Raw genomic sequence first — 12,135 nt, forward strand, 5'->3', positions numbered from 1 at the left:
TGAAACTAATGTGCTGATCTTTAAAAATAGACATAAAAAAGCGGCCACAGGCGACCGCAAAAGACAAAACAAAATCAGAATATCAGCGCCATTTCAGCAACCGTCCAAGACGTGATGGATGGTATGACCAACAATGGTCAAAAATCGCCATCAGCTCAGGGTTTCCGTATTTTGACAGGTTCACAGCATGGAAGCGGTTGCGGTTTTCTTTTAGCTTGTTGATCCGCTTCATCATCTCATCAGGCTGAGATGGTGCAATAAAGTCAGACAATACCACCAAATCGGCATTCTTGTACTTCTCGCTTAACATCAGCTCGATGGATTGATCCAATACTGGCCCTAAATCTGTCCCTCCATGAAAAGAATAAGAGAGGAAATTAAGCACTTCGCTCAGACCGTCTTGCTTGGTCAACTCATAGGTAATTTGCTGCGTTGAAAACAAAATAACGTAGCAATCACGATCTTCGGCCAAGGCGATTTGCATCAACCCGTAGGCCAGCGCCTTAGCACACTGTTCGGGAAAACCATTCATCGACCCCGATGCATCAATACAGACGATAAATGGCCCTTTATCCTGCTCAACCTGCTTGGTCTGCCGCTTGTAAGCCTTGACCCGGCGCAGCTTGCGTTGCGAGCCCTGAACCCGATAATTCATCAGACGCTTATCCACAAGGTGCTTATAAAACACCACTTCCAATTCAGGATACGCCAAGAACATTGCCTCATTAGGCAAGAGTTTGGAGAGATCATCACTTTCATGGATCCCAACGATATCATCGGTGACATTGTCACTTCGCTCTTCAACCAACTTGAGCTCTTCTGCGCGTACACGTTCCCGGTTCGGATCATCTACCTCATTGGCCATCCGGCCCAACTTTTCAGCAATCTCCTGCAGGCCATTGTTCTTTTTCAAAAAAGCGGCAATTGTCTTTAGAGTCGTAACATCTGATTTGGTCAATGAGGCTTGTGCCATATCCCACAAGCGCCCCGCCCGCTTCTCATCACCCGCCTCGGTCACGCCTTCCATCTGGCGCATAGTTTCAATACGCTGGTACAAATCGGCCAACAACTGCTCTTTATGCTGTTCCAATTCATTGCGTTGGGCGTCGTTCAAGGCCTGGGCTAGATATTGGTACCATTGATTGCAAAAGTAGCTCTGGAACATCGGGTTATGCTTTTGGTGATCTTTTTCAAGCAAACTTTTCGCTTTAAAGTAAAACGCAGAATGCCCCTCAAGCTGTTTCACCACAGTATGGATATGCTGAACAAAATGGTCAGCGTCCCAATGACTGGCTTCTTGGTATAGTTCGATTTCCTGCTGAAACCGCTCTTCAATACTGACCTTGGTTATACGCTGCTGAACCTGACCCCGCCATTTCATAATCTGATCCTTCATCGCATTTTTGATCCCTGGGTTGGATTCAGCAGCCATGATCAACTGCGGTCGTAGCATGAGCTCGTGTACCGCATTATCAATGATGCCCGATTCGGCCAGCATCATTGCTAGATTCATGCTTTCAGATACAGGCATGAGCAGCTCCTAATTACACAAAGTATTCTGACAAGTGATTAATCCTGAACAGGCTCTTGTCCATGTCGAGCTTAAGCTCATTGACCGTATCATTTGCCAATGACAAGCTATGCTCAATCGCACTTGGAATGCTCTCATCAACAAAGGTATGCGGCAACGCTCCATGAAAACTGCTACGAGATATTTTAATATTGTGTTCGGCATCAACGATTTTGTCAGATGCCAATTCAGCACGAGACGCCCAGATTTGCTGCTGAGCCGGACTAATCCCCTTATCACCAGCGATCCCGACCAGTACGGCCCGATTAGCTATATCTTTAATAACAAGACGTAACTTGGCATCAACTTCAAACTGCAATCGGCATAAATGGGTATTTTTGTTGACGAAACCATAGATATCACATTGGCCCGTTTTGATTTTCTTCTCGAATTCGTCACCATCTACATACACCCAGCGACTATCGCCTTTCTCCTGTTCTGATACTGATGGATTCTGCTGAAGCATAACCAACTTGATCATTCGAGGATTATGATTAACGTTGTAACGTCGAGCCCCGCTGAAATCATACTTGTACCATTCTTTGCGCATCATGCTTTCACGGCTGAATGTTACGCACAAATTATTGGCAATATCGTCATTCAACTCATCAAGAATGGTCTGGGCTTCAGTAGCGCAATGTTGGGACTGCTCTTGGTTGAACGCTTTTTGCAGGGCAAACTCATTGATGATTTCACGGATAACATGCCGAGATTCAGGGCTATGCCACATACAATCTTGCAGCAACATCAAATCCAGCGGATTAATTTCATCTCGCCCATTGTAGAATGCGCTTGCCTTGAGCAAACGTACTGACTTTTTCCAACGGCGATCCGAGATATACAATTCACTCTCATGCGCGTCTTGAGACTCCACCTCTCCGGAGCGAGTCTCTATCATTTGCTTGAGCGTATAGATTTTTTCAAAGATCTCTTCCGACAATTTGACATCGTCGATGTGTTGCTGCCAGTTGTTGTATTCTTCATCGGTAATGGCAAGGCCCGGTTCCAGCTCTTGGATCGTCGGCCCTTCCCCCATCAGCATAGACTTGAAGTTTTGCTTTTCCTGAATACGGTTAACGAATACTCGAACTAGCATCCGGTCATAGAGGGCCTCTAGACCGCTATCTTCTTCAGGCAATTCATTCGATGCAGTAATTAACAACCGCATAGGTACAGGCAACACATCCTGACCATTTTTGAAGGTGCGCTCATTCACTACAGTAAGCAGCGTGTTGAGGATCGCCGGCCCCGCTTTCCAAATCTCGTCGAGGAAAACCACCTGCGCCGTTGGCAGATAACCGTCAACTAAACGAACATACTTACCATTGTCTTTCAATTCTTGAATAGAAAGTGGGCCGAACACCTCTTCCGGTGTTGAAAAGCGAGTCATCAAGTAATCGAAAAAACGGCTATTATCGAACGCTTGGATCAAGCGCTTCGCAATCAAACTTTTTGCGATGCCGGGCGGACCAAGCAGGAACACACTTTCACCTGCCAATGCGGCTAGCAAGCATAATTTGATCGTTTCTTCGCGCTCATAAACGCCGTTCGAAAGCGCTTTGATCAGTTTCTGGATCCGTTCAGAAACCAGTGCTTTATTAGGTTGTGCGCTTCTTGCCATTGTCAGCATAATCCGACCTCTTCAATTGCCATATCCCTGTGCCAAAGCACTTAATTCAGGATAGACACAAACTATAACGTGTTACAACGATGTTACCTGAAATAATTTGTAACATCTCTTATATATCAAAGAGAACTCGCAGGCTCTAGATAGAAATCTATGATTCCAATAATGACCTCATCACACATAACCTTTTGTATCAGAAATACTTGTCCTCTATAATCTTGGCTTTATGGATACTTTTGCTAAATCATGATGTTTAGTGCATGTTTTTACTACCTTGCACTGAGTAAAAGAGCGCTTTAATTTGAACTTTAATGAAACTAGGTCCACTACTAACAAACCTCGCACAGCCAACAAAAGTAATACGTCACTATTCAATTATGAGTCAATAAAACCACATTCACCCACCCTGTTACCTATAAAGAAATGACCGAAATTAGACTTCACCTTCTCGTTTTGTAAACACCTTGTATACCTTCACCTCTTTTTGTCATTATGACATACACCTTATAAGCATTAGATGTTGCTATGAACTCACTGTCACAGCTTCCAACCCGACTGACGATCATCGTTTGTATCGGCATTTTGTTATCAGCCCTTGTCCCATCAAATGGCCAGCTTGATATTATTGTTTCACTCCTTACTCTCGTTTTAATTGTGATGCTTCTACGGGAAGATTTCGGGCAAGAGATGCGCAGCTGGATGATGCTGGCTTTAGGCACTTATGCTATTGGGGTGTTGGCTGATATTATTGACGAGATACCAGAGCTCAATAACCACTGGCTTGTCGATTCTACCGATGACATTTTTATGCACATCGGTGTGTTTTTGATTTGCTTCTGCTTTATTAAGCTGATCCACCAGCGGCGAGATCTCATCGGTAAATTACACAGTCAAATTACTCTCGCCAGAAAGCTAGAAAGTAAACTGAGCCGACAAGCCTATGAAGATCACCTCACAGGCCTATTTAATCGACGCGCTTTGTTTCGTCAATTTGACAAAATGGCCATCAACCAACAACGCGGGATATTGGCATATATCGATATCGATAACTTTAAGCATGTTAACGATTATTTTGGCCACAGAAACGGCGACGAAATTCTCTGTGAAATCGCCAAACTTCTTCTGCACACAGCCCCCACGGGCAGTAAGATCTACCGGATAGGCGGTGATGAGTTTGTCGTTCTGCTGCCAAGCGAAGATCCACACCCGTGTCAGATATGGATTAACCAGTTATATGAGATTTCAGACCCACTGCGTACAGAATACCGAATTGATTTGAGCGTCGGCCTCTCACCGTATTACCCGGGTAATCTCAGCGACCCCGATGCGATTTTAGCCAAAGCTGACCGAGCGATGTATCAAGAAAAGCTAAATAAACAACTGACCCCATAATAGCCAATATACCCAGCGCACTCACCGCAATGATAACGAACATGACTAGAGTGCGCTGGTAGACACAAACTAGCTAACAACCGGGTAACGATAAGTACTTCCCCATTCCGTCCATGAACCATCATAAACGGTAAGATTATCGCGACCGGACAACTCTGCAGCCAACGCCAAAATGCAAGCTGTTACACCTGAGCCACAACTAAAAATCAACTGTTGCTGTGGATCACTCAACGCATCAAATCGCTGTTTGATCTGTACTACCGGTAAGAAATAGCCATCTTTGAGTAACTGGCTGGATGGCAAACTTTTTGCCTGTGGCATATGACCACTTCGAACACCGGCTCGCGGTTCTGGTTGCAAACCATAAAAGCGAGCTGCCGGGCGAGCGTCAAATATCTGCGTATGATGATCAGCCAACCGTAACTGTAGCTCATCGCCCCCAATCACCCACTTGGCTTGCAAGGCCGCGGTAAATAATCCTGGCGATGGCAATGTAGACTCACCTGTTTCAATTGCCTCCCCTGCGGCTTCCCATGCCGGTAACCCACCGTCAAGTACCGCCACAGCTGAATGTCCCATAGCCCGAAACATCCACCACACTCGAGGAGCGGAAAAGACCCCTTGGCTATCATAAACAATAATCGTACTGCTGTTGCTAATACCTAATTTGGCAACTTCCGTGGCAAACAATATTTCAGAAGGCAGCATATGGGGCCAAGGCGAATCAGGCTGGGCAATCTTCTTATCAAAATCAAAATACCGAGCGCCGGGTATTCGTTTTATTTTCCATTCTTGTTCCCCGTCGCGTTCAGCCCCTGGCATAAACCAGCTAGCATCCAACACCACAAGATCGGGCTCGGCGAGATGTTCGCTTAACCATGAAACTGATACCAATGGTGAGTTTAATACAAGTGACATTTCGACATCCTTACTTACAGTAAAAATTTATATTTTGCCTTTGCTTCACATTTCCCTCTTAACAACCCTCTAGAAAATACTGATTCAGTTATCATTGCGATAATAGTTACATCAAAGGATTGTTCATGAACCCACTTACATTAGCATTGGCCGCGGGCTCTGTGCTTTTCGTACCCTGCGTTTCTGCATTTAATGCAGGTAGCTTCGCATTTTCCATCGACAACGACGGTATCGTAGGTACTGACCAGAATTATACCAATGGTGTATTTTTCGAATACAACTCTGCATCAACATTATCACTAGAAAATGATGCACCAATCCCCTTTGCTTACATAGCAAACTGGCTTCCACTGGATGAAAACAGGTCTAAAAACTGGAACCTACGACTTGGTCAGCAAATGTGGACCCCTGAGGATATCGAGGCCAATAGCCCCCCTGACGGTGAGCGTCCCTATGCCGGCCTCCTTTTCCTCGAAGGCGGTATCCGACAATTCTCACCACTCTCTGTCGATAAATATAACCTTATGATTGGCACTGTCGGTCCCAATGCCTTTGCCGAAGATACCCAAAAATTCATCCACAGTATTATCGGCTCCGACGATCCGATGGGCTGGGACACCCAAATCGACAATCAACTCGTCTTCAACCTTGGCTACGAAGGGCACCGTCTATTAACTCGAGACAAAGCCTGGGCAATGGACGAGTATGATCTCAGCGGAATAGCCCGAATCAATGCGGGTAATTACCAAAGTGAGTTAGCTGTCGGCGGGGTAATACGCTGGGGGACACAACTCGCCAATAATTTCGGTACAACTGGCTTTACGCCGGGAAAATACGTCGACAGTAGCGTGCTAGCCAACAGTCCAAGCGGCTATTTTGTGTTTACAGGGATAGAAGGACGCTACCGCTTCAACGATATCACTATTGATGGCGACAGGCCGACAACAGCACCAGAAACACATGTCGAAAATTGGCAGGCAACAGCCATTATTGGGGCCGTTTACTATCAACCCTCATGGGGGGTAAGTCTTAGCCTTGCTTCTAGCACGCCTGAATTCGAAGAAGACAAGCACAGTATAAGTACAACAGGCTCTCTCGAACTATTCTGGCGATTCTAACTAGAAAAATCCCCAAGTTTGATCAAACTTGGGGATAGATAATTAAGCGACAACCTGTACCAGAGCAGAGATGCCCATTTGCTCAAATTGCTCTGACTGGGCCATCAGTGCGATTTGATCGGGGCTATAACGCTCACCATCATAAACCACCACAATACTTGTATCACCTGGTTTCAAGAACGTTGTTTCACCGTATTCGGTATAGCGAGTCGCTCCAATACTAATAACCGCTTGCTGCGGATAGCCAGCATTCTCAAGGTGCATTGCAATATGTTCTGTTGGACCAACATCCTGTTGGTTATTCATTCGGTCGACAATCCAATCCAAGAGTTTTTGATGGAAATAGCTATAACCAACAACTGGGCTATCCTCACCGTATTTAGCCATCACCCCATCACGCTTATGGAAGCTGGCAATACGGTAGCTATCCAATGTTCCGCCGGGTTGCAAGTGGTCAAGTGGCAACACCTGAGCCGAGATCCCCTTTGTCGAGGCACCCCAGTTTTTCTTTTCGCTAATCTTCTTTGCGCCCGGTTTACGAATTGAGCAATCGTTATAAGCGGCAAATTGTTTTGGATACAAAGCGACCACTTCACTGCCCGCATACTCTATATCACAGATCAGAGCAACTTCAGGCTCAATCTGCAAGTTATCGGCATCATTTGGCGTCACGATAGTATCTGATGACAGTGGGTAAGCGGCCAAAAATCCCGCTTGCTCAGCCGGAACATAAAACGGAAAAATAGCTTTTGGCTGAACAGCCTCATTAACTTCTACTGCAACAAAATCTTTGTCTTCTCCGGCTTGTTCAAGATGGCCGGCAAAATTTCCCGCAACCCCAAAGCCGATAACGTGCTTATACGCCATATAATGCAACTCTTTGTAATGTAAACAGATGACTTAAATAAACCGCCAGTATAACGTGCTACTTATCGAAATTCGAACTGCAACAACTCACTCTTTGCAGCAGATCACTTTTGGTTCTCACTTATACGCAATAACAAGGCCGTACCCCATCGCTGATGAAAAAATAACCTTTACCACGGTATTTTGCTCAATAAAGCAATTTTTTGATTGGAACGATATAAGAAATTTATTAAGATCCAAATGGAAATAAAACAACGTTCAGTAATTTCAACAGCACCAAGACTAAAAAATATAACCACCAATAAATAGCGAAAAGATATTCAGGATGAAAAAACTCATACTTAGCCCAATCGTGCTTGCCTTAGCATGCACTAGCCTTAACGTCACAGCCTCTACCGAGATTCAGCCTCGCGTATTAAACGGTTCAGAAATTAGTAAAATTAATAACAATCTACTTCCGTGGCAGGCTGCGATGGTCATGCAGTCAGAATTTGACTTTTCTACTCGTTCAGGATGCGGAGCTGTTGTCATCAGCGATACTTGGGCCGTCACGGCTGCCCACTGTATCATTCCTGCTATGACCGACATCCTGATTGCCGGAACCCACCACATTCCTAATGCCAATGGCGATGCCGCCAACATTGACGGCAAATATAAGTTCAACATTATCCGGAAAATCGTCCATCCTAATTTTGATTTGAGCATCAGCGCCAATGACGATATTGCGTTGCTTCAGGTTGACCGGTCAATGATGGAGGTTGCCAAACCAATCAAAGTAGCGACGGCTGACGAGCAGCACCTCGCCAATCAGGCTTTTGACAATACCTGGACACCTTCTGCCTTTTCCAAAGCGAATCTCATTGCATCCGGCTGGGGGGCCTCACAACCATATTTCACTCAACCGGACGAACTCATGGTGGTTAAGCTGGCGGGGATCCCCATCAATAGCTGCAAGCCAACCTACTCTCTTGATGCAAATTCACATTTTGTCTGTGCGGACAGCAACAATCCTGACATCAAAAAAGATGTCTGCCGCGGTGACTCAGGCGGCCCACTGGTATGGCAAAATCCAAACCATGCCAGCGACAGCGATTTCGGTCTGCGGGTAATTGGCGTAACCAGTAATGGCCCTTACTGTGAGCCGAAGAATGCCGGTATGCCACAGGCCCAATACAATGGCCTATATACCGAACTGGCAAGCTATTACCCATGGATTGAGCTAAAAACAGGGTTAGATCTTGCTGCAGTTCCAGCCTCCTCGTTCGATGCTGACCCATTCATCGCCATACCCGACACCAAGCCAGCGGCCAAAAAGAACACCGGCTCATCCGGCGGCGGTAGCATTCCTCTAACGGCTCTGGCTGCGCTCGCTGGCTTGGCTATTTTGCGCCGCAAAAAATAAGCAACCTTATCAATCAGCATGGGATAACCCTGAAAACAAAAAGCTCCCTTACGGGAGCTTTTTTCTATTTAGCGTTCAGTTCGCTGTCATCTTCATCATCGATTGGAATCAAGCGCGTTGATCCACCATGAAACTTCTCGCGCTTGCGCTGCACCAAAGCGAAGAAACCAGGGATAAGGAAAGTACCAGCCAACAGCACGCACAGTAGACCGCCAGTAAGTGATATCCCCAATGAGTTCTGGCTGATATGGCCTGCGCCCGAGGCGAAAATCAACGGCATAATACCGAGAATGAACGACCAAGATGTCATGTTCACCGCACGGAAACGCAATTTACCACCACGCACCGCCGCTTTTTCGATATCCAACTCTTTCTCTTCACGCTCTAACTTGGCAAATTCCACAATCAATATGGCATTCTTCGCGGCAAGCGCGATCAACAACACCAAGCCTATCTGGGCATAGAGATTGAGCGGCGTTCCAGTTATGGCCAAAGCAAGGAACGAACCCAACGTTGCCACAGGCACCACCAATATGATTGCCAGCGGTATACTCCAGCTCTCATACTGCGCAACCATGAACAGATAGATAAAGATCAATGCCAAGGCAAATGCGTAAATCGCCTGATTGCCCGCCTTCACTTCCTGATAGGCCATACCAGTCCATTCAAACTGATAACCTTGCGGCAGCACTTCAGCGGCAACACGTTCCATCGCGGCAATAGCATCTCCGCTCGAGTAACCCGGAGCCGGACTTCCCTGGATTACCGCAGAGCGATACATGTTATAACGCCATGCCACATCCGGTTCGAACACCTGCTCTACCGTCGTTAGGGTACTCAGTGGAATCATCTCTCCCGAGCTAGAACGTACGTGGAAGCGCTCCAAGGTATCAAGGCTATCCCGGTAATCGCTGTCTGCCTGTACCGTTACCCTGAAATTCTTGCCATATAGCGTGAAGTCATTCACGTACATAGAACCGAGGTTACCCTGTAGCGTCTGGAAAATCTCAGTGAGTGGGATCCCCAACTGCTTGGCTTTGACACGGTCAACATCAATATAGAAATGCGGCACGTTGGCACGGAATGTACTGAAGGTAAACTGTATCTCCGGCTGCTGATTCGCCTTCTGGATCACCTCGCCCATCACGTTGGCCAAATCAGTCCGGCTGCGCCCTAGGGTATCTTCGAGCACAAACTCGAACCCCGATGCAGCCCCCATCCCCGGAACAGCTGGCGCCCCCATCGCAAAGACAATCGCCTCGGACAACTCCATCGCGGCGCGGCCGTTAATACGGTTGGCGATAGCAGCCGATGAATGATCGCCATCCATCGCGTTACGTACATCCCACTCCTTGAGTTTGATAAACAATGAAGCACCGTTGGATGCTGCTGCACCGGTCAAGAACGCATAACCATTGGCGACTGTGATACCGTCAATTCCCGGCTCACCTTCCAGAATCGTCTGAAGTTTCTTGGTTGTTTGCTCAGTCCGAGACAACGACGCCGAATCAGGCAACTGAACGTTAACCAGCAAAATACCTTTATCTTCTGTCGGTACAAACGCCGTCGAGGTTGTTTTCGACAAGAAAGTCACGGCACCAACAGCCAAGGCAAAGAACGCCATCAACAAGGCCACCTTACGGACCATGAAGCCAGCAATAGCACCGTATTTAAGCGTCACTTTCTCCAAGCCACGGTTAAATACAGAGAACCAGCGCGATGTATTGTCCCCACCTTGCTTCAGCACCAAAGAACACAGTGCCGGTGAAAGTGTCAATGCATTGATTGATGAGATCACCACCGAAATACAGATGGTCAGCGCAAACTGACGGTACATGATACCGGTGATCCCCGGCAACATAGCCACAGGGAGAAAGACGGCCAATAGCACCAAGGTCGATGTAATGATCGGGCCGGTCACCTCTTTCATTGCCATCAAGGTGGCTTTACGTGGTGTTAGGCTAGGATCTCGCTTCATGATGGTATCGACGTTTTCGATAACCAAAATCGCATCATCCACCACGATACCAATGGCAAGGATCAGGCCAAACAAGGTCACGGTATTAATCGTAAAACCTGTCGCCAGCATGATTGCAAATGTACCGATCAAAGATACCGGGATAGCAACAACCGGAATCAAGGTTGAGCGCATACTGCCCAAAAATAGATAGGTCACGGCAATAACCAACAAAATGGCTTCGATCAGGGTTTTGACCACGCCTTTGATCGACTCTGATACAAACAGCGTTGTATCGTAGCTGGTTTCGTAACTCATCCCTTCAGGAAAGTCTGCACTCATTCGTTCAAGCAGATCCATGACTGCCTGACCACTTTCTAATGCGTTAGCATCAGATTGTAGGTTCAAAGCTACGATTGATGCAGGCTGATTGCGGAATAAGCCATTACCGTCATAGAACTTTTTACCCAGCTCTACACGGGCCACATCCTTGAGGTAAACCATCGAGCCATCGGTATTGGCACGCAGTACCACATGCTCGAACTCTTCAACCGTTTCCAAGCGTCCTTTGGTCACAAGGTTGAACTGCACTTCTTGAGCATTGTTATACGGTGGAGCACCAACCTTACCAGCCGCTACCTGTACGTTCTGCTCTGACAATGCGGCATTGATATCGGATGTGGTCAACCCCAGATTGGCCATTTTCTCTGGATCCAACCAAACCCGCATCGCGTATTCACCGCCACCGATAACATTGACCTCACTGATCCCAGTAACACGGGCCAGCTGATCTTTCACATTCAGATTAATGTAGTTAATCAGGAACTTGTCATCATACTTGCCATCTGGCGAATAGAAGTTCAGTACCATCAATAGATCGGGTGAGCGTTTTTTCACCGTCACGCCCACCATCCGCACTTCAGCTGGAAGTTTGGATTCGATCTGGGCGACACGGTTTTGCACGTTAACCTGTGCCATATCCGGATCAGTACCGATATCAAACGTCACGTTGAGACTATAGGAACCGTCATTGGCACTTTTTGACGACATATAGATCATGTTTTCAACGCCATTGACCGATGCTTCAATTGGATCGGCAATCGCCTCTTCAACAACTTCGGCACTCGCTCCCGAGTAATATGCCGTCACACCAACCGAAGGCGGACTAATTTTCGGATACTCCGCCACCGGCAGATTGAGCAGCGCAATGGCACCGGCCAGAGTAAGTATGATCGAGATAACCAGCGCAAACTTAGGACGCTGGATAAAAAAGCGACTTAACAT

General features: G+C 46.8%; 8 protein-coding genes. 3 read left to right on the forward strand and 5 right to left on the reverse strand.

Annotated elements, in window-relative coordinates; genetic code table 11:
• Positions 1-82: 82 nt before the first annotated feature.
• Together viaA and ABT56_RS11760 are read right to left on the reverse strand one after the other, a co-directional pair.
• Positions 83-1,531 (reverse strand): ATPase RavA stimulator ViaA, encoded by a 1,449-nt coding sequence (viaA, locus tag ABT56_RS11755; protein WP_047879071.1) that lies wholly within the window; start codon positions 1,529-1,531, stop codon positions 83-85.
• Between the two features lie 13 nt (positions 1,532-1,544).
• Complete coding sequence (locus ABT56_RS11760; protein WP_047879072.1) at positions 1,545-3,200, reverse strand: ATPase RavA domain-containing protein; 1,656 nt, start codon at positions 3,198-3,200, stop codon at positions 1,545-1,547.
• Between the two features lie 522 nt (positions 3,201-3,722).
• Between ABT56_RS11760 and ABT56_RS11765 the strand changes: the two genes are divergently transcribed.
• Positions 3,723-4,589: a GGDEF domain-containing protein gene (locus ABT56_RS11765; protein WP_047879073.1), complete on the forward strand. Its 867-nt coding sequence runs from the start codon at positions 3,723-3,725 to the stop codon at positions 4,587-4,589.
• A 69-nt stretch (positions 4,590-4,658) separates the two neighbouring features.
• Here the strand turns inward: ABT56_RS11765 and ABT56_RS11770 are convergent, their stop codons facing one another.
• A complete protein-coding gene (locus ABT56_RS11770; RefSeq protein WP_047879074.1) occupies positions 4,659-5,507 on the reverse strand; it encodes a sulfurtransferase in 849 nt (282 codons plus the stop codon).
• A gap of 125 nt (positions 5,508-5,632) precedes the next feature.
• Between ABT56_RS11770 and ABT56_RS11775 the strand changes: the two genes are divergently transcribed.
• A complete protein-coding gene (locus tag ABT56_RS11775; protein ID WP_047879075.1) occupies positions 5,633-6,625 on the forward strand; it encodes a lipid A deacylase LpxR family protein in 993 nt (330 codons plus the stop codon).
• A gap of 42 nt (positions 6,626-6,667) precedes the next feature.
• Here the strand turns inward: ABT56_RS11775 and ABT56_RS11780 are convergent, their stop codons facing one another.
• A complete protein-coding gene (locus ABT56_RS11780; RefSeq protein ID WP_047879076.1) occupies positions 6,668-7,492 on the reverse strand; it encodes a DUF5718 family protein in 825 nt (274 codons plus the stop codon).
• A 325-nt stretch (positions 7,493-7,817) separates the two neighbouring features.
• On the opposite strand from ABT56_RS11780, the gene ABT56_RS11785 reads away from it, so the two are divergent.
• On the forward strand, positions 7,818-8,894 hold the full coding sequence (locus tag ABT56_RS11785) for a S1 family peptidase (protein WP_047879077.1): 1,077 nt from the start codon (positions 7,818-7,820) through the stop codon (positions 8,892-8,894).
• Between the two features lie 64 nt (positions 8,895-8,958).
• Here ABT56_RS11785 and ABT56_RS11790 read toward each other — a convergent pair whose 3' ends face one another.
• Positions 8,959-12,135 (reverse strand): efflux RND transporter permease subunit, encoded by a 3,177-nt coding sequence (locus tag ABT56_RS11790; protein WP_047879078.1) that lies wholly within the window; start codon positions 12,133-12,135, stop codon positions 8,959-8,961.

The sequence above is a fragment of the Photobacterium aquae genome (assembly GCF_001029445.1).
Lineage (GTDB): Bacteria > Pseudomonadota > Gammaproteobacteria > Enterobacterales > Vibrionaceae > Photobacterium > Photobacterium aquae.